Below are 24,865 nucleotides of genomic sequence, written 5' to 3' on the forward strand. Positions count from 1 at the left end.
CATAATAAAAAAAAAGACCTGCAAGCTAAAAAACCCGCAGGTGTTCATAACCTATGCCAACTTTAGAGTTCGTTTAAAAAAGCGGGCATAATACCCACTTTCCTAGTTATCTGTAAAACACTCTCGAAGTTCAAATTGAAGTATAAACAAAGCTCGTATGGCCTTTAATCCTTATTAACGCATTTGTTTATATTAACTAAATCTTTCCATCAATTAACCCTGCACTATACTACTTACGTTGACAATAACATGTTTGGATTTAATAAAATGGAATTTTTTTTATCAATAACAAAAATCTGGTAATCAGTATGTAACACTGTTAAAAAGTTTACCTAATAATTTTAGTAGAAATTGCGGGCAGGAGAATAGCTTATCTAAACAGGCACGGCGGCACCGATAACTTGCCCGGCGTGCTAAAATGGGTCAACGAAATATTCCTATAAAGTTTAAATAGTAATAATCAAAGGCTGTTTTCTTAGGGTTTTATTGCAGTGATATTGGTATGCTTCCCTCCTAAAAAGGCTCCGTAACCCGTATGCAACCCGTGCGCAACTAGGGTCCCCTACATAAAACCCCACATCATTTTTACCACTATTTTCAAATCTTCCATTTCAAACATCCCACTTTTACATCCTGCATCTTGTCTCTTCAACAAACGTGTCCTTCTCCAGTTCCCGGCCGGGTGCAACTTTTACATCTGCATCTTGCCTCTTCAACTCCATGTCTTTCTCATGAGTTTCTCATGTCTTTCCCTACTAAATCCCATGTTTTTCCCTGGTGCATCCCTGGTGAAGTCCATGTCAGGGCCTGGTTAAACAGGTTAAATTACTCACTTAACCATCCCCTTTACCTGCACTTATCCCCAATCCCATCCTCCAACATTCACCTGCGCATACGCTCATTTGCATATCCGCACAGCCTCATTTCTTCTCCTGGCATAGCTCTACCAGCACCCCGCTCGTATCCTTCGGGTGCAGGAAACACACCAGCTTATTATCCGCCCCATGCCTGGGCTTATCTTGTAAAAGGGTAAAGCCTTCCGCAGCAAGTCGTTGCATTTCTTCCTCAATATTGCTTACCTCAAAGGCAATATGGTGGATGCCCGCGCCTTTTTTGGCAATAAACCGGGCAATCACGCTATCCGGTCCCATGGCTTCCAGCAGCTCCACCTTACTCTCGCCCTGCCGGAAAAAAGCCGTCTGCACCTGCTCGCTCTCCACCGCCTCCTGCTTATAACAGGGGCTGTTCAGCAGCTTTTCAAATAAGGGAATAGCATCCATAAGGGAAGCCACGGCAATGCCAATATGTTCTACTTTTAACATGCATGTGTTATTTAGCAGGGACAAGTTCCCAAAAAAATCCCAATCCATAGAGGCATTCTATTTGCCTATTGTATTTATAGATGGGCCTAAAAGGGCATCAATGCAAGTTTCGTCGTAAATTTGAGTAACATCGTTTAGAATTACATTAAGATCAAACCGCCATGTTAAAGCTACCGATATACCTGGACAATAACGCTACCACCCCCTGCGATCCCCGTGTGGTGGAGGCTATGCTGCCTTATTTCACCGAAACTTTCGGCAATGCAGCCAGCCGTAACCATCCCTTTGGCTGGGCAGCAGAGGAGGCAGTGGACTTTGCCCGGGAACAGGTGGCCAGGCTGATAGGCGCCGATCCCAAGGAGATCATTTTCACCTCCGGCGCCACAGAATCCGATAACCTGGCCCTTAAAGGCGTGTTTGAGATGTATGCTGCCAAAGGCAATCACATTATAACCACTGCCACGGAACATAAAGCCGTATTGGATACCTGCAGGCACCTGGAAAAACAGGGCGCGCGGGTCACCTATCTGGGTGTGAACAGCGAAGGTCTTATAGACCTGAAGGAGCTGGAAGCCGCCATTACGCCTGCCACTATCATGGTAGCCGTGATATATGCCAATAACGAGATAGGTGTTATAAACCCTATGCGCGACATTAGCGCCATTACCCGCCGCCATGGCGTGCTGTTAATGACGGATGCCACACAGGCCGTAGGCAAGATACCGGTGGATGTGAACAAAGATGGTATAGACCTGATGGCCTTTAGCGCTCATAAAATGTATGGGCCCAAAGGAGTAGGCGCATTATATGTACGCCGCAAATCGCCCCGGGTAAAGGTAACCGCCCAGCTGGACGGCGGCGGGCATGAAAGAGGCATGCGCTCCGGCACGCTGAATGTACCGGGCATAGTGGGTTTTGGAAAAGCCTGTGAAATATGCCAGCAGGAAATGGAAGAAGACGGCAAACACCTGCAAATATTAAGGGACAAGCTTGAAAAAGCATTACTGCAGCTGGAAGAATCTTACCTGAATGGCGCCCCCAACCAGCGCCTGCCCCATGTAAGCAATATTTCATTTAAGTATGTGGAAGGTGAAGGCCTGCTGATGGGCTTCAATAAAAGCATTGCCATTTCCTCCGGGTCGGCCTGCACCAGCGCCTCCCTGGAACCCAGCTATGTGCTGAAGGCACTGGGCCTGGGCGATGATCTGGCCCACTCCTCCCTGCGTTTTGGACTGGGCCGTTTTACTACGGAGGAGCAGATAGACTATACCATACAAGCCGTTACAGATGCGGTGAACCGGCTGCGAGCCATTAGCCCTCTCTGGGAAATGTTTAAAGATGGCATAGACCTTGACACTATACAATGGGCCCATTAAGATTTTAGATCTTAGATTTAGAGGGACAATACAACTAACATAGCAATCGCTTCAGGTAAATTGTAAATCTAAAATCGTAAATCGTAGATCGAAATGGCATGAAAGGGGGTTGTGTATCATTCAATACCGGCTTACATTAGTTAAGCTGAAACACCGCATAATCTGAAATCGTTTATTTAAATATATATCAGTATGGCTTACTCGGAAAAAGTACTGGAACATTATAACAACCCGAAGAACGTAGGCTCGCTTGACAAAAACAGTAAAGCGGTAGGAACCGCGCTGGTAGGGTCTCCGGAGCATGGACACAGTGATATAATGCGTTTACAGATCGAAGTAAATCCTGTAACGCAGGTGATCACTGACGCCCGGTTCAAGACCTTTGGCTGCGGATCTGCTATCGCAGCATCCTCCCTGGTAACAGAATGGCTGAAAGGCAAAACTATCCATGAGGCATTACGGATCGATAACATGGATATTGTAGAAGAGCTGAACCTGCCACCCGTAAAGCTGCACTGCTCTGTGCTGGCTGAAGAAGCCATCAAAGCCGCAGTGAATAATTACCGGTACAAGAACGGCTTGGAAGCCCTGGTGCTGGAAGAAGAGGAGGAAGAATACGAAGAAGAAGAGGAAGAAAGCGAAAGCGCGTTCCACTAATCCAACCATTACTGCATGCCCCTGCAGGCAGCAGGTAGTCACCAGCTACCTGTAGCCAAAACCTTTCACTCCCCCATCTACTTTCCTATAGTAACCCACTGACTTACAATTACAACCTTTGTTCCCCCCTTTTAAAATAATAAGTACAGATTTCCACCGTTCTAATATATTTGTACTTTTATTAATGCTATGATAGCCATCTTCAGAAAGGAAATACATCAGTTCTTCAGCAGTATCACTGGCTATGTGGCCATCATCCTTTTTTTACTGGCAAACGGGCTGCTGCTCTTTGTATTCCCGGATACCAGCCTGCTGGACTTTGGTTATGCCAACCTGGACCCGCTTTTTGAGCTGGCGCCCATCATTTACCTTTTACTGATCCCGGCCATTACCATGCGCAGCTTTGCAGATGAGTTCCGGTCCGGCACCATAGAGCTGCTCAGCACCAAGCCCCTTACCTGGTGGCAGATAGTGCAGGGTAAGTTCTGGGCCAGCGCATTAATTGTATTGATATCGCTTATTCCCACACTGGTATATTATTTAGCCATTCAGCAGCTTAGCGCCCCCACTGTGCACCTGGACAATGGCGGCATTGCCGGCTCTTACCTGGGCCTGTTGTTGCTGGGTATTGTATTCACCGCCATTGGCATCTGGGCATCCTCCCTTACGGGGAATGCTGTGGTAGCCTTCCTGGTAGCGGTTTTCACCTGTTTCCTTTTTTATAATGGGTTTGATGCGTTGAGCAAGATCCCGGCCTTTTCCGGCGGGGCGGATTATTACCTGCAAATGGCCGGTATAAAATTCCATTACACCTCCATTAGCCGGGGTGTAATAGATAGCCGGGATGTGATCTATTTTGCCAGCGTAATTGTGCTGATGCTGTTCCTCAGCAAGCTATCCCTGCAGCGCCGGGTATGGCAAAGCTCCGGCAACCAGAAAAAGTACCTGCAGCGCGCGCTGGTAATAGTAGTGGCTTTAATAGGCGTAAATGTGGCAGCAGCGTATATACATGGCCGTGCCGACCTTACCGCCGAAAAAAGATATACCCTGGCCCCCTCCACCAAACAATTATTACGCGGGCTGGATAGCACCGTTACCATAGAAGTGTTCCTGAAAGGCGATTATCCCGCAGCTTTTAAGCAGCTGGCGCAGGCCACAGAAGAGCTGCTGAGCGAGTTCCGGGAATATGGCGGTAAAAACATCCGCTTCTCTTTCCAGGGCCCCGGCCAGGGCATGGCAGACAGCGCACGGGCGGCCTTTCAGCAGGAGCTGGTAGCCAAAGGTATCATGCCTTTTAATCTTCAGGTGCAGCAGGATGCCAATGAAGGTTTTTCCGAAAAGCTTATTTTCCCCGGCGCCCTGGTGCATTACAAGGATAAAAGCATTGGCGTAAACCTGCTGAAAAGCCAGGGTGGGCAGGATCCTACAGCCGCTATGAGCAATTCAGAAGCGCTGCTGGAATACCAGTTCATTAATGCCATTTACAAGCTGCAGCAACCCCGCAAACCACTGGTAGGTTATATGCTGGGCAATGGGGAGTCTTTAGGCGCAGAGGTATACGACGCGCTTACCACTGTGCAAAGCAATTACCAGCTGGATACTTTTTCCCTGCAGGGCAACAGCCATATTCCCCGCGATTTTGACCTGTTGCTGTTTGCAAGGCCTACACAAAAGTTTACGGATGATGATAAGCTGAAAATAGACCAGTATGTGATGAAGGGCGGCAAAGTGCTGTGGTGCCTGGATGTGCTGAATGCCAGCATGGACAGCCTGCAGCAGCAGAATTCCTTTATTGCATTTGACCGTGGCCTGAACCTGGAAGACCTGCTGTTCCGTTACGGGGTACGCATTAACCCGGACCTGATCCAGGATCTGCAGTCAGACCTGGTGCCGCTGGTAGTAGGCAATATGGGCAACAAACCGCAGATACGGCCGGTGCCCTTCCCGTACTTCCCGCTGCTGTCGCCCACCGGCAGCCATCCCATTGTAAAAAATATGGACCTGGTGCTGAGCCATTTTACCAGCTCCATTGATACTATTAAAGGGGAAGATGTTACCAAAACCATCCTGCTCACCTCCTCCCGCAGCAGCCGCAGCATACGTACCCCGGCAGAAATAAGCTGGGAAAGTGTGCGCACCAAGCCCAACCCGCGCGATTACCGGCAGGCTTACCTGCCCGCCGCCGTGCTGCTGGAAGGCCGTTTTACCTCCCTGTTCCGCCACCGGCTGGATAAAGCACAGCAGGCTGCCGTGGAAGTGGTCTCCGGCGAGCCTTTCCGCGACAAGGCAGATACTATTAATAAAATGATCGTGATCAGCGACGGTGATATTATTACCAATGCTGTATCCCGTAAAGATGGGCCGCTTCAAATGGGTATCAATTCCTTTAACCCGGATTTTGTATTTGCCAATAAAGAATTTTTCCTGAACTGCCTGGAATACCTCACCAACACCTCCGGCATTATGGAAACGCGCAATAAGGAAGTGACCCTGCGCCTGCTGGATGCGCAAAAAATAAAACAGGAACGCACCAAATGGCAGGTCATCTGTTTCCTGGTGCCCGTAGGCCTGATACTTTTATTTGCCATGGTATTCCAGTTTATACGGCAGCGTAAGTTTGAGTAGCGGCCCTGCGGGCCGCTGTCCATGGTCCATGGTCCATAGTCCATTGCCTACTCCAATAACTTGGTACTGCGGCGTCCGTTAAATACGTTTTACTACAACTTTACCTGTACTACATCCATACGAACTAGGCAATGGACCATCGACTATGGACTATAGACCATAAACTAAATCTATTATCTTTGCCATTCACTAAACATTAAACGGCTGCATGACACCCACACAGTGGACGTATCTAATTTTTGGCATCGTTATCGTCCTGGCGCTGATCTTTGACCTGGGTTTATTAAGTAAAAAATCAACTACTGTCTCTATTAAAAAAGCATTGTTGCAAACCTCTTTCTGGGTAGGTTTGTCGTTAGTCTTCTTTGGATTTGTGTGGTATGAGAACGGGCATGAAACAGCCATCAGCTATCTGAGCGCCTACCTCATGGAGTGGTCGCTTTCTATTGATAATATTTTTGTGTTCATCCTCATCTTCGGCTTCTTTAAAATAAAAGAAAGCAGCTATGCGCGTGTGCTGCTCATCGGTATCCTCATGGCCATTGTGTTACGCGCTGTTTTTATCACGGTCGGCGCAGCGCTGATAGCCCGCTTCACCTGGATCCTGTATGTATTTGGCGCCTTCCTGGTGTACACCGGTATTAAAATGTTTGTGGTAGACCAGGATGAGGAGTTTAAACCGGAGGAAAATATTGCCTACCGGTTTATGAGCAAATACATGCGCATTACACATGAAGAGCCGCACGGCCGCTTCACTGTTAAAAAAAATAATAAAGTATATTTCACCAGCCTCAGTATAGTAGTGGTGATGCTGGCGGTAACCGATGTGCTGTTTGCGCTGGATTCTATTCCCGCCGTATTTGCCATTTCACAAGAGCCGCTGGTAGTGTATACTTCCAATATCTTTGCTGTGCTGGGCCTGCGCTCCCTGTTCTTCCTGTTACGGGGTGCGGTGGACCAGTTTGATTACCTGCAGCAGGGTATTGCCATTGTACTGATATTTATAGGTGTAAAGATGCTGGCAGAAATTTTTCATTTTCATATGCCGGTATATGTGTCGCTCATAGTGATTGTATGTTGTTTGGGCGGCGCTATCCTGTACTCCATCTATCATAAGAAGAAAAGAGTACCGGAAAAGGTAACTTCAGAAAAGTAATTCAGGCGCATTGGCGGGTAAAGAGTCAGCCTGCCAGATGCCAACAGACAGAGAAACTATGTATAACGCAGCAAGTATCAGTAAGATCCTGAAAGGAGAACTTTTGCAGGACGCAGGAGCACCGGAGATAGCGCATATTTTGCTGGACAGCAGGAAATTGATATTTCCGGAGACCTCGCTTTTTATTCCAATCGTCAGCACACGGCGCAATGCTCACCAGTACATCCCCGAATTATATGAAAAAGGGGTCCGTAACTTCCTGGTGAGCGAGCACCTGCCGCTGGAACTGTACCCTGATGCTAACATCATCCTGGTAAAAGATACCCTGCAGGCCCTGCAAACGCTGGTAGCCTGGCACCGGCAGCAGTTCCACATTCCGGTCATAGGCATTACTGGCAGTAACGGTAAAACCATTGTCAAGGAATGGCTGTTCCAGCTGCTGGAAAAGGATTACAATATTGTACGCAGCCCTAAAAGCTATAACTCGCAAACAGGCGTGCCCTTATCCGTATGGCAAATGGAAGCCGCCAACCAGTTGGCCATTTTTGAAGCCGGTATTTCCCAGCCCGGTGAAATGGAGCACCTGGAAAAGATCATCCGCCCTACCATCGGTATTTTCACCAACATTGGCGAAGCGCATAATGAAGGCTTCCTGAACCGGCGCCAGAAGATCAATGAAAAGCTGGTGCTGTTTGCCAAAAGCGACGTGCTTATTTACAGTAAAGATTACCTGGAGCTGAATGAATGTGTGCTTCAATTTCACTCGCAGATCGGTAAGCGGGATAACCAGCAGGGCTTACAGCTGCTGGCCTGGTCGCGCAAAACAGATGCAGACCTGCGCATTATCAGTGTAGATAAAGATCACGCCTGCACCCGTATTGATGCGCTGTACCAGAACGCACCCATCTATATCAGCATTCCTTTTGTGGATGAGGGTTCCGTGGAAAACGCCATTCATTGCTGGGCGCTGATGCTGTATATGGGTATTGACCACCAGGTGATCCGCCAGCGGATGGACCTGCTGGGTAATATCGCCATGCGCCTGGAGCTGAAACAGGGCATTAACAACAGCTCTATCATTAACGACAGCTATAACTCCGACCTGGGATCGCTGGCCATTGCGCTGGATTTTTTACAGCAGCAGCAACAGCATCCTACGCGTACGGTTATACTCAGTGATATTTTGCAAAGCGGCCGTAGCGATGCTTCCCTGTATGAAGAAGTAGCCGGCATGCTGAAGAAAAAAGGCATTCACCGCCTGATTGGCATTGGCAAGAATATTAGCCGCGAAACACGCGCCTTCCAGGATATACCGGGCTTAAAAAGCCAGTTCTTTCCCACTATGGAAGCGTTTATCCAGCAGTTCAGCCAGCAGGATTTTCAGCATGAGACCATTTTGCTGAAAGGCGCCCGCGCGTTCAAGTTTGAGCGTATTGGCAAGCTGCTGGAGCATAAAGTGCACCAGACCATCCTGGAAATTAACCTGAGCGCCATTGCCCATAATGTAAAACAATACCAGGCGCTCCTGAAGCCGGAAACTAAAGTGATGGCCATGGTAAAGGCTTTTTCCTATGGCAGCGGCAGTTTTGAAATAGCCAACCTGCTGCAGTTCCACGGCATTGATTACCTGACCGTGGCCTATGCGGATGAAGGGGTGGAGCTGCGCCGCGCCGGTATCACCATGCCCATTATGGTCATGAACCCGGAGCCCAGCTCTTTTGACGCCATCCTGCAATGGAACCTGGAGCCGGAAATTTACTCCCTGCTGCTGTTGCAGCAGTTTGAGGAAGAGGTGCGTACCAGCGGTAAAACAGATTTTCCCATTCACGTGAAGCTGGATACCGGCATGCACCGCCTGGGATTTGATAAAAAGGATATTCCTGCCCTGGCCCGCATTCTTACGGAGAACGGGCAGCTGAAAGTGAAGTCTATTTTCAGCCACCTGGCTGCCAGCGAAGACCCTGCCATGGACGAATTCACCCGCCGGCAGGGCCGCCTGTTCTATGAAATGAGCCATGAGCTGCAAAAAGCGCTGGGATATATTGGCATACGTCATATAGCCAACAGCGCCGCCATACAGCGCCACCCGGACCTTCAGCTGGATATGGTGCGCCTGGGCATTGGCATGTACGGTATTGACAGCGGCAACGGTGAAATGCAGGAAAAGCTGCAAAATGTAAGCACCCTTAAAACCACCATTGCCCAGCTTAAATACCTCTCTGAAGGAGAAACCGTAGGCTACGGCGCCACATGGGCCGCCCCCGGCCCGGCTGTAATTGCCACGGTTCGTATAGGCTATGCCGATGGATATCCCCGCTCCCTGAGCAATGGGGTAGGGAAGATGCTCGTGCGCGGGCAGCTGGCCCCGGTAGCTGGTATAGTGGCCATGGATATGCTGATGCTGGATGTAACCCATATTCCCGAAGTAGCGGAAGGTGATGAAGTGATCGTTTTCGGGCAGCAGCTGCCCGTGCAGCAGATAGCCTCCTGGGCAGGCACGATTCCCTATGAGATCCTGACCGGGATCTCCCAGCGGGTAAAAAGGATTTATTTTGAAGAGTAATACCGCTTTCCACTTTAAATAAATCTATTATTTTTGGTAAAATTTGTGTTCCTTCAGAACAGCCGTTACCGGTACAGTTTTGCGGTTTACATAAACAGCACTAAACCATTATGAAATATCGTCACGTCGTATTTATCGTAGTATTGATCCTGATCATAGACCAGGCGCTGAAGTTTTGGATAAAAACTCACCTGTATATGCAGCAGGAGTTTGTGATCCTCCCCAACTGGTTCCGCATTCATTTCATTGAAAATGAAGGAATGGCGTATGGCCTAAAGTTCGGAGGGGACTTCGGTAAAATATTGCTGACCTTATTTCGCCTGGTAGCCGTGGTAATTGGTTTCTGGTACATGCGCAAGCTGGTAGCCCAGAAATTCCATACCGGCTTGCTCATTTGCGGCTCCCTGATACTGGCCGGTGCAGCGGGCAACCTAATAGACAGTATGTTCTACGGGCTTATTTTCAGTGACAGCAGCTATGATATTGCCCGTTTTATGCCAAAGGAAGGCGGTTACGGCGCCTTTTTACACGGCCGGGTGGTAGATATGCTGTACTTCCCTATTTATGAAGGTTACCTGCCTAAATGGATCCCTATCAAGGGCGGCGATTATTTTATTTTCTTCCGTCCCGTATTTAATATTGCAGATGCAGCCATTTCTACCGGGGTAATTACCATCCTGGTGTTCCAGCGCCGCTTTTTCAGCAAACGCGTGGAAACTACGAGCGATAACGGCACGCGTAATGAGGCCGTGGTAAATGGCGCAGTAGAATAAAGCATTCTCCGCCGGTCATTCACAATCTGTTATTCATTATATATGAACGCTACCTTGCTTTCCATGGGTAGGGGCATTTACGTATATGCATTGTCGTTTGCCAAAACATCATCCCCACTCCATATATGAGCAGATGGACAAGAACCTGAAAGATGTATTTGAATCTGACAGGTCTTTTGCTTTATCCAAACACCTCTCAACAAGCATCAACACATTCAAATAATTCTATTAACCGTCATCAGCATACACATTTAGGCACAAATCAAACTTACATATTAGCATATCAGATCAACCCTTTAAAGCATCCCAACCAACAAATTAGCACATTAGCATACCAGCACATTACTCCATCTGTACATCGCAAATCAGCACATTTGCACATCTTCTCATTCCCCCTCTCCCCCTCATTTTCGGACTTTTTTTCTCCCAGCTTTGAAAAGTTAATTCCCTTTTATACATTTGTCCACAAATTCTATAGACTATATGATTTTTAGGAGTGCTCATATACAGTATGCCTTTGACCGATGTTGTGTAAACAGCGCATACACAATACATTATTAATCTATACCTACCATACATTAAAAACTTTACCACCAAATAAACTACAATGCAACGAATTAAGTCTACCTACCTGTGGCTGTTACTACTGCTACTACCTGTACTGGCACAGGCGCAGCTGAATGGCAGCTATATTATAGCCGGACGGATCGTAGATGATAAGGGAGAGGCCCTTCCCGGCGCCTCCATCCAGATAAAGAACACTTCTTTTGGCACCACAACAGACAGCACCGGACATTTTGAGCTGACCACCAACACCAAATTCCCCTACCGGCTGGTGGTACGCCTCATTGGCTACCAACCGCAGGAATTTGATGTACGTAACAGCAACAGCCGCCTGCAGATACAATTATATACCCAATCCTTACTGGTGAATGAAGTGGTGGTATCTGCCAGCCGCCAGCAGGAAAAGCTGTTAAAATCACCGGTAGCCATTGAAAAGCTGGACATACGGGCGCTGAAATCCACGCCCGCAGCCTCTTTTTACGACGCTATCGGCAACCTCAAAGGCGTGCAGATGACCACAGCCGGCCTTACCTTTAAAGTGTTCAACACCCGCGGCTTTAACGTGCCCAATAACTTCCGGTTCATGCAGCTGGTAGATGGGGTGGATAACCAGGCCGCTACCCTGGGCGTACCTTTGGGTAACGCCATCGGGCCCACAGAGCTTGATATCTTAAGCGTGGAGGTTACGCCCGGCGCATCTTCTGCCCTGTATGGCATGAACGCCATTAACGGCATGTCTAACCTTGTCACTAAAAATCCCTTTCAGTACCAGGGCGTAAGCGTAATGCAGAAGGTGGCCTTTAACCATTTTGATGGTAAAGGCAGCTCACCCAAGCCCATCACGGAAACTGCCATCCGTTATGCGCAGGCGATCAATGATAAATGGGCATTTAAAGTGAATTTCAGCTACATGAAGGGTACCGACTGGTATGCCGACAGCCATAATGACTTTAACCCGCAAAGCAAGGCCAATCCTGACTTTCCGCAGCTAAGCGGTGCAGATAACATTGCCAATGATGCGTGGAATAAATATGCAGACCAGACAGATATTGCTATTAAGGATAAAGACGGCCGCGCCTACAATGTACATCGCACCGGTTACTGGGAAAAAGACCTGGTAGGCGATTATGGTGTAAAGAATGTAAAAGCCGATGCAGCCCTGCATTATAAGATCAATCCTAAGCTGGAATTGTCTTATGCATACCGTGTAGGCCTGATGGATGGCTTCTTTCAGCGTGGTAACCGTATTGGTTTAAAGAATGTATTGGTGCAGAACCACAAGCTGGAGCTGGTGCATAATGATTTTACCCTGCGCTCCTACATCTCCATTGAAAACACCGGCGACTCCTACAATATGAACCCGCTGGCCGATAACCTGGAGAAATCCTTTAAATCAGATAACCAGTGGAAAGCGGATTATACCAAAGCGCTTAATGACGCCCTCACCGCCACTCCCGGCGACCTGGTAAGCGCCCACCGCGCAGCACGCGCTGCTGCAGATAATGGCCGCTGGACACCCGGCACCGCTGCATTTGATGCGCAGTTAGCCAAGATCAAAAGCATTAACGACTGGGATATTTACCCGGTATCCAAAGACTCTACCAACAAATCCGGCGGTGCAGCCTTACTGCAAATGAGCCGCTTTTACCATACAGAAGGTACCTGGAACCTGCGCCAGTACGTTCATTTTGCCGATGTACTGATAGGCGCTGATTACCGTACCTATGAGATCATCCCCGATGGAAACAACTTCGTGGACTTTACCCGCTCGCTGGACAAACGCAACCAGCCCGGCGGAAAACATATCTGGTACGGCAAAGTAGGCGGCTTTGTACAGGTTTCCAAAACCTTCTTTAACGAGGCTATTAAACTCACCGGCTCCTTACGGTACGACAAGAACCAGGAGTTTGGCGGTAAAATAAACCCGCGTATAGCCGCAGTATATACTACCAAAGATCAGAAGCACAATATCCGCGTATCCTGGCAGAACGGTTTCCGCTTCCCCTCCCTGTTTGAAGCCTATTCCTTCGTAAACAACGGGCAGGTACGGCGTGTAGGCGGGCTGGCGTTTATTGAGGATGGACTGGGTTATTTCAAGAACTCCTTCCTTACCTCTACCGTAACAGCCTTTGGTACGGCTACTAACCGCACCATTAACGCCAACCCGGGCATGACCACTGAAAATGCAGCGGCCCAGAATGCTTCTATACTGAAAGTAGCTAACCTGGACCCCATTGTGCCGGAACAGATCCACGCATTTGAAGCCGGTTACAAAAGCGTTTTATTTGATAACAAAGTGTTTGTGGATGTAGATGGATATTACAACTCCTATAAACATTTCATAGGCCAGGTAGAAGTAGCCGTGCCGCAGAGCGGGGATGTGAACACACCTACTTCCGATGTGCTGCTGCAAATGCTGGATAAGAGCAAGCAAAACCGCTACCGGGTATGGACCAACAGTAAATCTACCGTGGAAAACTACGGAGCAGCATTAGCGCTGTCTTACAACTTCTATAAAACCTATACCATCAGCGGTAATGTCAACTACAACAAGCTGGCGCAGGACAAAACCAAAGACGACGCCCTGATCCCTGGTTTCAACACGCCGCGGTGGTTCACCAACATAAGCTTTGGCAACCGGGCGGTGTTACCCAATGTAGGATTTAACATTGTATGGCACTGGCAGGATACCTTTTACTGGCAAAACCTGTTTGGCAATGGCGATGTGCCGGCCTACAACACGGTTGATGCGCAGGTTAGCTACCAGCTGCCCAAGCTGAGCACCACTATTAAAGTAGGCGGCTCCAATATCTTAAATACCGCTTATTTCCAGTATGTGGGCGGGCCTACCATGCGCGGCTTATATTATGTAACTATTACGTATGATGGGGTTTTCAAAAAGAAAGGATCTTAATTAAAGAACCAATCATTATAGGATAGGTCCCGGGAGCAAAAACCCGGGACTTTTTTTTGCTTTTATTTGGATTTGCTGTTTATTCCGGCTACCTTTAGTCTATAATTCATATAGACTATATAACGTTTAAGTATTATGTCGCATAACGAGGTGATAGACAAACTGGAACAACAACCGGCTACGCTGAGAAGGCAGGAAATGCTTATAACGCTGGTAAACGAAGAAAATAAGAAAAAGCGTGGCCTGTGGGTAATTATTACCCTGCTGTCAATTGTTACCATAGCCGGCCTGTGGGTCACCTATTATTACAATGTGCCGGCAGCTACCCAAACCCGGGTATATCACTTCATACAATCCCTTTTTACTTCACAGCTATTATTTTATATAGGAGTGGGCTTAGCCGCTCAAATGGTAGATGGCGCCCTGGGCATGGCTTATGGAGCTACTTCCTCCTCCCTGTTACTGGGCCTGGGTATTCCCCCGGCCATTGCCAGTGCCAGCGTGCACGTAGCAGAAGTGTTCACTACCGGCGCTTCCGGCATTGCACACTTTAAGCTGGGTAACGTAAACAAAAAATTATTCTTATACCTGCTTATACCTGGTATGGCAGGCGCTATCATAGGTGCGTACCTGTTATCTGACAAGATTGACGGCAATGTGATCAAACCCTTTATGAGCGCTTATCTTATGATACTGGGTTTTATCATCATCAGAAAAGGTTTACAAAGCCAGCGCCGGAAAAGCAAAGTAAAACGCCTGGGCCCACTGGCTTTTATAGGTGGTTTTATGGATGCTGTTGGCGGCGGCGGATGGGGACCTATTGTGACCTCTACCTTATTAAGCAAGGGCCGCACTGTACATTATACTATTGGCTCCGTAAATGCTGCGGAATTTTTCATCTCTGCTTCCAGCGCTGTTACCTTCCTGATCTTCACCGGCATCAGTAGCTGGCAGGTAGTGGTAGGGCTGATTATTGGCGGGGTGATCGCTTCTCCCTTTGCAGCCATCCTGGTACGTAAGATCAAACGCAAACCGCTCATGATCATGGTGGGTATTATGGTGATCATCCTCAGCCTGCGCACGATCTACTTAAGTATTTACAAATAATATTTACTAAACCGTCTTAAAATAAAAAAGTGCAAATGGTTATCCCATTTGCACTTTTTGTATATCTGCACATGTGTAGTTACTTAATTTCCCCTACCATGTTGGCCGGGTCTACCCACTCGTCAAACTGCTCCGGTGTAACATATCCCAGCTTCACCGCCATTTCTTTCAAGGTAGTGCCTTCTTTATGGGCTTTCTGCGCAATCTCTGCTGCCTTATAGTAACCGATCTTTGTGTTCAGGGAAGTTACCAGCATCAGTGAATTATCAACGTGCTTTTTAATGTTGGCTTCAATAGGTGCTAAACCTTCTGCACATTTATCATTAAAGCTTACACAGCCATCACCTATCAGGCGGGCGCTGTGCAGGAAGTTGTAGATCATTACCGGCTTAAACACATTCAGCTCAAAATGGCCGTTGGCGCCGCCAATACCAATGGCAACATCGTTCCCCATTACCTGTGCGGCTATCATGGTAAGCGCCTCACACTGGGTAGGGTTTACCTTACCGGGCATAATGGAAGAACCGGGCTCATTGTCCGGGATGAACAGCTCACCGATACCTGAACGTGGGCCGGAGCTCAGCATACGGATATCATTGGCTATTTTCATGAGGCTTACGGCTACGGTTTTCAGCGCGCCATGTGCTTCCACAATAGCGTCGTGCGCAGCCAGCGCCTCAAATTTATTTTCTGCAGTAATAAAGGGAATGCCGGTCAGGTTGGCAATATGCCGGGCTACATTTACGGAATAGTTCTTCGGGGTATTAATGCCCGTACCTACCGCAGTACCGCCCAAAGCCAGCTCGCTCAGGTGCGCCAGGGTATTGTGAATGGCTTTCAGGCCATGATCCAGCTGGGATACATACCCGCTCAGCTCCTGGCCTACGGTAAGGGGCGTAGCATCCATAAAGTGGGTACGGCCTATTTTTACCACGTGCATAAAGTCCTGCGACTTTTGCGCCAGGGTATTCCGCAGTTTCCGGATGCCGGGAATGGTTACCTCTACCAGCATTTTGTATGCAGCAATGTGCATGGCGGTAGGGAACGTATCGTTGGAGGATTGAGATTTATTTACATCGTCATTGGGGTGTATCACCTTATCCTTATCAGTAAGCTGGCCACCGTTGATCACATGGGCGCGGTAAGCTACCACTTCATTCACATTCATGTTAGACTGGGTACCGGAACCGGTTTGCCATACTACCAGGGGAAATTCAGCATCCAGCTTGCCTTCCAGGATCTCGTCGCATACCTGGCCAATGAGGTCGGCCTTTTCTTTAGGCAGCACACCGGCATCCAGGTTGGTAAGCGCGGCCGCTTTTTTCAGATAGGCAAATGCGCGGATGATCTCTTTGGGCATTTTATTAATGTCCTGTGCTATCTTGAAATTGTCAATGGAGCGTTGGGTTTGAGCGCCATAATAGGCATTTACGGGTACCTGTACCTCGCCCATCGTGTCTTTCTCTATTCTGAATTCCATATGCTTGAATTTTGAGCCACAAACCTACATAAAGAATTACGAATTACGAATTGGTCAATTACGAATTAGGTAAACAGTATCGATATAGTACGCACTATGCAGCAAGCTGCAATATGCTACAGGCAGGCTAATACCTGGTCCTCAATAAAAAGGCTTCCATTCGTAATTCGTAATTGAATAATTCGTAATTGTATCCTATTCCCCGGTAAAGTTCGCTTTCCGTTTCTGTATAAACGCTGCTGCCCCTTCCTGCAGGTCCTGGGTGGCGAAACAGGAAGAAAACTCGTTAATCTCCAGGGCAAAACCATCCACATCCCCATCCAGGGCGGCGTTGGCGCATTTGATCACCCCGGCTATGGCTAGCGGCGCTTTGGCATGTATCTTTTGCAGTATTTCTTTGGCCTTGTCCAGCAGCGCTTCCTTTTCCACTACATGGTTCACCAGTCCCATGGCATGCGCATCTGCCGCGCTCACCATATCGGCCGTCATCATCAGCTCCAGGGCCCTGCCTTTGCCTACCAGCTGCGTAAGGCGCTGGGTGCCTCCGTAGCCGGGTATCAGACCCAGGTTCACCTCCGGCTGCCCGAATTTTGCATTGGTGCTGGCTATACGAAAATGGCAGGCCATGGCCAGCTCACAGCCACCGCCCAGTGCAAAACCGTTCACAGCTGCTATAATAGGCTTCGGACATTCTTCTATACGCTGGAAAATGGTATGCCCTTTTTTAGCTAATGCAGCGCCCTGCTCCGGCGACAGTTCCAGGAACTCTGAGATATCTGCCCCGGCAATAAAAGCCTTTTCACCGGTACCGGTAATAATGGCGCTTTTAATCTCCTTTTTCTTGTACACCTCATCCACAGCCAGCGCCAGCTCATTCATCACGGTCTGGTTCAGGGCGTTCATCTTATCCGGGCGGTTAATGGCTATGATCAAAATATCATCTGTCAGGGTGGTGCTGATGGTTTCGTACATGGTTACTTGTTTTGGTTTTACACAACTAAGTTATTGAATTAGCGCCAACATAAAATGGTGTTACCCGGCCAGGCCAGGTAACACCATTCTGATCGGGTTTAGTATGGCAGATACTAAAAGTTACTTTCTGCGTGATAGTGGTGCTTGTGCTTATACTTATCCTTGTGATAGTTTATGCGCCCAAAATCATAACTCAGCGTTACAAAGAACATTTTTGCTTCCAGGTTTTTGTAGGGTTGTGTAGCCACACCGTTCACGGTTTCCTGGAAATCGTGGTTAAAGAAATCATTCAGGTAATACTGCACTTTCAGCCCAAAGCCCGGCTGGAAACGGAAACCGGCAAACACGGAAGGCATAAGCAGGGGCGTACGGTCGCTGAACCATTCATTAAATTTGTGTTTCTTATCACCATTCAAAAACTGTTTCTCTTTATAATTAAAGGCCAGGTCATAAGAGCCGCCGGCAAAAAAGAAGAGGCGGCCGTGGCGCAGGTCGCCGATCTTAAAGCCCAAAGGCACTCCCAGCGTATATACACGGCGTTTCAGCTTTACAGAGTCGTTGGCTTTGGTGATCAGTCCAATGTTCTTGATATTCAAACCGGTGAAGATGCCGAAGTTCTTATTAAAATCGTAGTTGAAGTTGGTGCCTATATTTACAAAAAAGGTAAAGCGGGGAATATTGCGCACATGCACGCCATTATCTTTTACACTGGTAGCAAAAGACAGCAAAGGCCCATCGCCACCCCAGGAAGTGTACACCTTGTTCTTTTTACCACCGGCATACTCGCCGAAGGCCATCTTTTTCCAATCTTTGGTGGAATCTGTTTTTTCCTGTGCAAAAACACTACACTGCAACAGGCAGGCTGCTGCAAGAAGGATCAGGTAACGTTTCATTTTCATTCGTTGGATTTTTTAAGCGGTTAGTTATATAGGAGCAGTTATTGTGCCTGTTTCCCTATACTTTTCAAGCTGCTATTTAAAAGACGAATGACCGTGAAAAAGGTTGCAAGCTTTAAAAATTTCTGTGCTCCGCTACCCAGCCGGAAATATAGTTCGCTATTTCCTGTGTATGCGTGCCCGGGGGAAACAGCTTGCCTACACCCAGCTGCTGCAGGGCCTGCATGTCGGTATCGGGAATAATACCGCCGCCGGTAAGCAGCACATCATCCATACCTTTTTCTTTCATGAGGGATATAATACGTGGAAACACGGTCATATGAGCGCCGGAGAGTATGCTGATGCCAATGGCGTCCACATCTTCCTGCAGGGCGGCGCTTACCACCATTTCCGGGGTCTGGCGCAGTCCGGTGTAAATAACTTCCATACCGGCATCGCGCAGGGCAGCGGCTATTACCTTGGCCCCACGGTCATGGCCGTCCAGGCCTACTTTAGCTACCAGTACCCGCAACGGGCGTTTCAAAGGGTTGACCATTTGATGTGTTAGATATTGAGGGGTAAATGTAGGTATTTTTGTGTGGAGTCCATGGTCAATGGTCCATAGTCCATTGCCTGCTGCGTCGCCAGGAGTACTGCGGGTATAGCAGGTAGCCGGGGGGCCTCCAAGCAAAATACAGTATGGATCCGCTACGCATCAGCCTGACCATGTACTTTCTTTGCTCCCGAAATAGGCCATGGACTATGGACCATCGACCATGGACCAATTTTCCTTACCTTTGCCATCCGTAAAATTACAACCGGTTTAATATGAGTGAAGAAAGATCTCTCAACTTTTTAGAACAGATCATAGAAGAAGATCTCGCAAAAGGCGCTAATGGCGGCCGGGTGCATACCCGTTTCCCGCCGGAACCCAATGGCTACCTGCATATTGGGCACGCCAAATCTATATGTCTCAACTTTGGGCTGGCCCAGAAATACAACGGGCAAACCAACCTGCGTTTTGACGATACCAACCCGGTAACAGAAGATACGGAGTACGTGGATTCCATTAAGGCCGACATTAAATGGCTGGGCTTTGAGTGGGCCAACGAACTGTATGCATCCGACTATTTTGAGCAGATATACAATTTTGCAGTAGCCCTCATTAAAAAAGGGCTGGCTTATGTGGATGATTCTACTGCGGAGGAAATAGCGGCCCTGAAAGGCACGCCAACTGAACCGGGAAAAGATAGCCCTTACCGTAACCGCGGCGTGGAAGAGAACCTACAGCTGTTTGAAAAAATGAAGAACGGTGAGTTTAAGGATGGCGCCAAAGTACTGCGGGCCAAAGTAGATATGGCATCGCCCAACATGCACATGCGCGATCCTATTATGTACCGCATTAAGCATGCACACCATCACCGTACCGGTGATAAATGGTGCATTTATCCCATGTACGATTTTGCGCACGGCCAAAGCGATAGCATAGAGCATATTACCCACTCCATATGTACGCTGGAGTTTGTACCGCATCGCCCGCTGTACGACTGGTTTATTGAGAAGCTGGAGATCTTCCCTTCCCACCAGTATGAGTTTGCCCGCCTGAACCTGAACTACACGGTAATGAGCAAACGAAAACTGAAGCAGCTGGTAGAAGAGGGTTTTGTTCGCGGCTGGGACGATCCCCGCATGCCTACCATCAGCGCCCTGCGCCGCCGTGGCTTTACACCGGCCAGCATCCGCACCTTCTGTGACCGTATTGGGATACAGAAGCGGGATAACCTGATTGAGGTAAGCCTGCTGGAATACTTCATCCGTGAAGAGCTGAACCGTACTGCTAACCGCGTAATGGTAGTAACTGATCCCGTGAAGCTGGTGATCACCAACTATCCGGAAGGACAAGTGGAAGAGCTGCAGGCAGAGAACAACCCGGAAGATGAAAGTGCCGGCACCCGCATCCTTCCCTTCAGCAACACGCTGTACATAGAGCGGGATGATTTTATGGAGAACCCTCCCAAGAAATTTTTCCGCCTGGGCCCCGGCAATATGGTACGCCTGAAGTATGCCTACATCATCAAATGCGATAGCTTTGATAAGGATGCGGATGGTAACATTACCACCATCTACTGCTCTTACCTGCCGGAAAGCCGCAGTGGTGGCGATAGCAGCGGCCTTACCGTAAAAGGCACCATTCACTGGGTAAGCGCAGCGCATGCCGCCAAAGCAGAAGTGCGCCTGTACGACCGCCTGTTTAAAGTAGATGACCCGAACAACGAGGAAGGTGATTTTAAATCTTACATTAACCCGGATTCTTTACAGGTCGTGGAGAATGCGCTGATAGAGCCTGCGCTGGCCAGCGCCAAACCCGGCGACCGTTTCCAGTTCCTGCGCAAAGGTTACTTCTGCGTAGACCCTGATACCACGCCTGAAAAGCTGGTGCTGAACCGCACGGTAACCTTAAAGGATACCTGGGCCAAGGAAGCTAAAAAAGGTTAAGGAATAGTTTTATAAATGAAACGCTCCGGAGGTAATACCTTCGGAGCGTTTTTATTTATATGTGTGCCACACCTTTGAGGTGTGGGATACATAAAGATTATGCATCCAGTAATGTCAGCGCCTTCATAATTCTTGCGATGGTTTCATGCTTGCCCAATGTTTCAGCAATATTAAATACCGGCGGGCCAAACTTACCGCCGCACAGCATAATGCGGAAAGGCAGCTGCAGCTCTCCTACTTTAATATTCATAGACGTAGCCAGCTGTTTAAAGCTTTCCTCTACGGAGTGTAAAGAGAAATCAGACAGCGTTTCCAGCACAGAAGCCCAGTCCAGGAAGAACTGGCGTTTATCTGCATTCCACTTCGGTTTTACGGGGCTAAGGTCATAATTCTCCGGCTGCTGGAAAAAGAAGAAACCATGATCCCATATTTCATTAACCAGGTTGCAGCGCTCTTTTACCATTCCTACAATGGTAGCCACATATTCTTCAGAAGCCTGTACACCTTTCTCTTTCAGCACAGGCATAAACAGCTGCGCCAGGCGCTGGTTATCGGCCTTTACAATATATTGATGGTTGAACCAGTTGGCCTTTTCAATATTGAACTTGGCTCCGGCATGGTGTACGCGTTCCATAGAGAACTTTTCTATCAGCTCTTCTATAGTGAACAATTCCTGTTCCGTGCCATCATTCCAGCCCAGCATGGCCAGCATATTTACAAATGCTTCCGGCAGGTAGCCCATTTCGCGGAAACCCTTGGTAAAATCGCCGGTGCGGGGATCTTTCCAGTTCATGGCATATACGGGGAAGCCTAAACGATCGCCATCCCGTTTGCTGAGCTTACCATTCCCATCCGGACGTAAGATCAGCGGCAGGTGTGCCCATTGCGGCATATGGTTTTGCCAGCCCAGGTAACGCCACAGCATAATATGCACAGGGGCGGAGGGCAGCCATTCTTCCCCACGGAAGGCATGGCTGATCTTCATTAAATAATCATCCACCACTACCGCCAGGTGATAGGTAGGCATGCCGTCTGCTTTCAGCAGCACTTTATCATCTACGGTGCCGGTATTAAACTGTACATCGCCGCGGATCATATCTGTAAAAGATATTTCTTCATTGGCGGGCATTTTAATGCGGATCACATGCGGGGTACCGGTTGCCAATAAAGCAGCGGTTTCTTCCGGCAGCAGGCGCAGGGAATTGCGCATGTGTGCACGTACAATGTGATTATATTGCGGGGATGGATTCTCTTCCGTTTTCAGGCGGGTACGCATTTCATCCAGCTCTTCGGGTGTGTCAAATGCATAATAGGCATATCCATCTTTTACCAGCTGCTCAGCATACTGGCGGTACAGCTCTTTACGTTCGCTTTGCCGGTAGGGCGCGTACGGGCCGCCCACATGCGGTCCTTCATCAGCATTTAAGCCGCACCAGCGCAGGCATTCAAGAATATATTCTTCCGCACCCTCTACATAACGGGTCTGGTCTGTATCTTCTATACGCAGCACAAAGTCGCCTTTATGCTTCCTGGCAAACAAATAATTGAATAAAACCGTGCGCACCCCACCCAGGTGCAGGCCACCGGTAGGGCTGGGGGCAAAACGTACTCTTACTTTTTGGTGTTCCATAGGCGCAAGTTAATAATTAGTTGGCAGTCTTTAGTTGACAGTGGTCAGTTGTGAACGGCAAAATCTGCAATAGACAATAGTTTGTAACTAGAAAATAGCTGGCGGCTGTGGGCACAAGGTCGGCAATAAATAGCAATTTGGGCAAACGGAAATAGCGGGCAGTGAACAGTTGTAAGCGGCAAGATCTGCAAGGGACAAAGTTTGTAAATGGAAATAGCTGGCAGCTGTGGGCACAAGGTCGGCAATAGATAACAATTTGGGCAAACGAGGAATAGCGGGCAGTGGACAGTTGCGAGCGGCAAGATCTGCAATAGGCAATAGTTATAACGGATTAAATAGTAAAAACGGTAGTAGCCATCCTAAAAAGTTACCCCGACCGCCAGTAACCAACCGCTAAGCGCCCGCAAATTGCAAACTTGATACTGACTGCCAACTGCTCACTGGCAACTGCCAACTAATTATTAACTTGCCCCTGGCTGCAAACTACAACTGTATGTTTTACCTGACCAAAACACCCGGCATCCTGAAAGCCCTGTACAGGAGCTGCACCTGGAGCCTTTCACCGGCCAAACAAGCGGTGTACCTTACTTTTGACGATGGCCCGCACCCACAGGCCACTCCTTTTGTGCTGGAACAGCTGAAGAAGTACAATGCCAAAGGCACCTTTTTTTGTATAGGCAAGAACGTAAAGGAATATCCGCAAATTTACCAGCAGCTGCTGGAGGAGGGGCACACCGTGGGCAACCATACCCACCAGCACCTCAATGGCTGGAAAACAGGCACAGATACGTACATCCAGAACATCCTGGAAGCCCGGCAGTACATTGATTCACCTTTGTTCCGCCCGCCGTATGGACGCATTACCCCTTTCCAGATAAAAGCATTGAAAAATAAGATCCCGCAGGCGCAGGTGATCATGTGGGATGTGTTAAGCGGGGATTTTGATACAGCTATTGACGGAGAGGCCTGTGTGCAAAATGTAGTGTTTAAAGCAAAGCCAGGTTCTATTATTGTATTTCATGACAGCACCAAAGCCTGGGACCGGCTTTCGTATGCCCTTCCCCGTGTGCTGGAATTTTGTAAAAAACAGCAATGGGGAATGGAGGCGATTCCGGTAGGGAAGTAGAGAAAATTACGAATTGTCAATTACGAATGATTGGAAATACTTCATATATCAATCATAATTCGTGGTATTAAGAATATAAAAGCGAAAGGTTTGAAGCAGGTATTACACCTTTAACTTCAAACCTTCCGCTTTTTATTTAATTTATTCAATTACTACACCAATCTCCGCTGCATTCCATTCGTAATTATTCGCATTCATAATCATTTTCAATGGTGCTCATGCCCCGTATCGCGGGGTCGTAATTCGTAATTGAATTTATTATCTCGGCAGTATCACACCTTTCACTTTATCGCCAATGCTTACGGTAGCGGAATCATCGCAGATGCCGGCGCCATAATCAATGGTAGCAGTTACCTGGTCAAAAGTAACATCTGCTTTACCTTTTCCTATCCAGGCGCATTTCAAAGCTTTGATCAGCGGCTCTTTGGTAGTGTAGGTAACAATAGTACCACCAGGGTAAGTTAAGCTGGCAGTACCGGTACCGCTGTAAGAATCGTCTTCCGTTACAAACGGTGTGTTGCCGCCCTCTACCTGGGTAATAACTTTTTCGCAGCTATAGCCAAAGGTCAGGGTATCCAGCTTAATAATGCCATCGGTTACTTTGGTGCTGTATTTAAAGGTAGTGCCGCTGCTTTGGTTGGTGATCACCTTTGTACCTTTCAGCTGTACCTGGTTCACTGAATAGCCATCCAGGGTAATATTAATGATGGTACCCGGCTTCATAATGTAATTGCTGATAGTGATGATCACTTTACCGGCACGTACGCGGCCGTCTGTACCTGTACAACCGGTACCAAAGTCCAGGGTCAGGGTTTTAGGCCATTTATCTATAGTAACGTCATCTATGTTAAATTTATAACAAGCTCCCAGCTTAAACTGGCCGGGTGTACCAGTTGCCTTACGGCCACTGGTGTTAAGGCCCTGGTCATCACCAACGGATAACGTCACATCAAAAAGGTCGTCGTAAAGGGTGCTTGCCTGGGCTTCATAAGAAGCTGCAGCCAGGGCTTTGTTGTCATTCGCATTGGTATCAGGTGTTGCTTCGTTGCTCTTACTGCACGCAAAGAAGATAGTAGCAGTAGCTAACAGTATCAATACAGCGGCAAAGATGCGGTTAAAACAAAAATTTTTCATGATAGGATAGTTTTTTTTAGGACTTTAACTTTGTGCCGAAGGTTTAATCAGATATTAAAAATATTACAAATTTAATTATTTCCTACTTAATATTA

The 24,865-nt window shown here is 48.0% G+C and carries 17 protein-coding genes; 10 read left to right on the plus strand and 7 right to left on the minus strand.

What is annotated here, in order from left to right; genetic code table 11:
- Positions 1-920: 920 nt before the first annotated feature.
- Positions 921-1,322, minus strand: coding sequence for a methylmalonyl-CoA epimerase (mce, locus tag BMZ54_RS02150; protein WP_089906498.1), 402 nt, complete (start codon positions 1,320-1,322; stop codon positions 921-923).
- A 161-nt stretch (positions 1,323-1,483) separates the two neighbouring features.
- Between mce and BMZ54_RS02155 the strand changes: the two genes are divergently transcribed.
- The 8 genes from BMZ54_RS02155 to BMZ54_RS02190 all read left to right on the plus strand — a co-directional run bounded on the left by BMZ54_RS02155 (position 1,484) and on the right by BMZ54_RS02190 (position 15,057).
- Positions 1,484-2,698: an IscS subfamily cysteine desulfurase gene (locus tag BMZ54_RS02155; protein WP_089906499.1), complete on the plus strand. Its 1,215-nt coding sequence runs from the start codon at positions 1,484-1,486 to the stop codon at positions 2,696-2,698.
- Between the two features lie 192 nt (positions 2,699-2,890).
- Entirely contained in the window at positions 2,891-3,355 is a 465-nt protein-coding gene (locus BMZ54_RS02160) for an iron-sulfur cluster assembly scaffold protein (protein ID WP_089906500.1), read from the plus strand.
- A 189-nt stretch (positions 3,356-3,544) separates the two neighbouring features.
- Entirely contained in the window at positions 3,545-5,980 is a 2,436-nt protein-coding gene (gene gldG / locus BMZ54_RS02165; RefSeq protein ID WP_089906501.1) for a gliding motility-associated ABC transporter substrate-binding protein GldG, read from the plus strand.
- A 208-nt stretch (positions 5,981-6,188) separates the two neighbouring features.
- On the plus strand, positions 6,189-7,136 hold the full coding sequence (locus tag BMZ54_RS02170; protein WP_089906502.1) for a TerC/Alx family metal homeostasis membrane protein: 948 nt from the start codon (positions 6,189-6,191) through the stop codon (positions 7,134-7,136).
- 37 nt (positions 7,137-7,173) lie between these two features.
- Entirely contained in the window at positions 7,174-9,699 is a 2,526-nt protein-coding gene (locus BMZ54_RS02175; protein ID WP_238386462.1) for a bifunctional UDP-N-acetylmuramoyl-tripeptide:D-alanyl-D-alanine ligase/alanine racemase, read from the plus strand.
- A gap of 110 nt (positions 9,700-9,809) precedes the next feature.
- Positions 9,810-10,472 (plus strand): lipoprotein signal peptidase, encoded by a 663-nt coding sequence (locus tag BMZ54_RS02180; RefSeq protein ID WP_089906504.1) that lies wholly within the window; start codon positions 9,810-9,812, stop codon positions 10,470-10,472.
- Between the two features lie 607 nt (positions 10,473-11,079).
- Positions 11,080-13,950 (plus strand): TonB-dependent receptor, encoded by a 2,871-nt coding sequence (locus BMZ54_RS02185; RefSeq protein ID WP_089906505.1) that lies wholly within the window; start codon positions 11,080-11,082, stop codon positions 13,948-13,950.
- A gap of 135 nt (positions 13,951-14,085) precedes the next feature.
- Positions 14,086-15,057, plus strand: coding sequence for a sulfite exporter TauE/SafE family protein (locus BMZ54_RS02190; RefSeq protein ID WP_089906506.1), 972 nt, complete (start codon positions 14,086-14,088; stop codon positions 15,055-15,057).
- Between the two features lie 79 nt (positions 15,058-15,136).
- Here the strand turns inward: BMZ54_RS02190 and fumC are convergent, their stop codons facing one another.
- From fumC to BMZ54_RS02210, 4 genes are all read right to left on the minus strand, one after another.
- Positions 15,137-16,537 (minus strand): class II fumarate hydratase, encoded by a 1,401-nt coding sequence (fumC, locus tag BMZ54_RS02195; RefSeq protein WP_089906507.1) that lies wholly within the window; start codon positions 16,535-16,537, stop codon positions 15,137-15,139.
- Between the two features lie 195 nt (positions 16,538-16,732).
- Positions 16,733-17,509: an enoyl-CoA hydratase/isomerase family protein gene (locus BMZ54_RS02200; RefSeq protein ID WP_089906508.1), complete on the minus strand. Its 777-nt coding sequence runs from the start codon at positions 17,507-17,509 to the stop codon at positions 16,733-16,735.
- A 113-nt stretch (positions 17,510-17,622) separates the two neighbouring features.
- Positions 17,623-18,408, minus strand: a complete 786-nt coding sequence (locus BMZ54_RS02205; RefSeq protein ID WP_202909119.1) for an outer membrane beta-barrel protein — start codon at positions 18,406-18,408, stop codon at positions 17,623-17,625.
- Positions 18,409-18,520: 112 nt separating this feature from the next.
- The gene (locus BMZ54_RS02210) at positions 18,521-18,940 is read right to left on the minus strand and encodes a cobalamin B12-binding domain-containing protein (protein WP_089906509.1); all 420 of its coding nucleotides are present in this window, start codon (positions 18,938-18,940) and stop codon (positions 18,521-18,523) included.
- Between the two features lie 272 nt (positions 18,941-19,212).
- Here BMZ54_RS02210 and BMZ54_RS02215 point away from each other — a divergent pair, with 272 nt between their 5' ends.
- Positions 19,213-20,880, plus strand: coding sequence for a glutamine--tRNA ligase/YqeY domain fusion protein (locus BMZ54_RS02215; RefSeq protein WP_089906510.1), 1,668 nt, complete (start codon positions 19,213-19,215; stop codon positions 20,878-20,880).
- A gap of 97 nt (positions 20,881-20,977) precedes the next feature.
- Here BMZ54_RS02215 and gltX read toward each other — a convergent pair whose 3' ends face one another.
- Positions 20,978-22,510, minus strand: coding sequence for a glutamate--tRNA ligase (gene gltX, locus BMZ54_RS02220; RefSeq protein ID WP_089906511.1), 1,533 nt, complete (start codon positions 22,508-22,510; stop codon positions 20,978-20,980).
- Positions 22,511-23,003: 493 nt separating this feature from the next.
- Here gltX and BMZ54_RS02225 point away from each other — a divergent pair, with 493 nt between their 5' ends.
- The gene (locus BMZ54_RS02225) at positions 23,004-23,636 is read left to right on the plus strand and encodes a polysaccharide deacetylase family protein (RefSeq protein WP_089906512.1); all 633 of its coding nucleotides are present in this window, start codon (positions 23,004-23,006) and stop codon (positions 23,634-23,636) included.
- Positions 23,637-23,894: 258 nt separating this feature from the next.
- On the opposite strand, the gene BMZ54_RS02230 is transcribed toward BMZ54_RS02225, so the two are convergent.
- Entirely contained in the window at positions 23,895-24,770 is an 876-nt protein-coding gene (locus BMZ54_RS02230; RefSeq protein WP_089906513.1) for a hypothetical protein, read from the minus strand.
- Positions 24,771-24,865: the final 95 nt, after the last annotated feature.

Source organism: Chitinophaga rupis (genome assembly GCF_900109685.1).
Taxonomy (GTDB): Bacteria; Bacteroidota; Bacteroidia; order Chitinophagales; family Chitinophagaceae; genus Chitinophaga; species Chitinophaga rupis.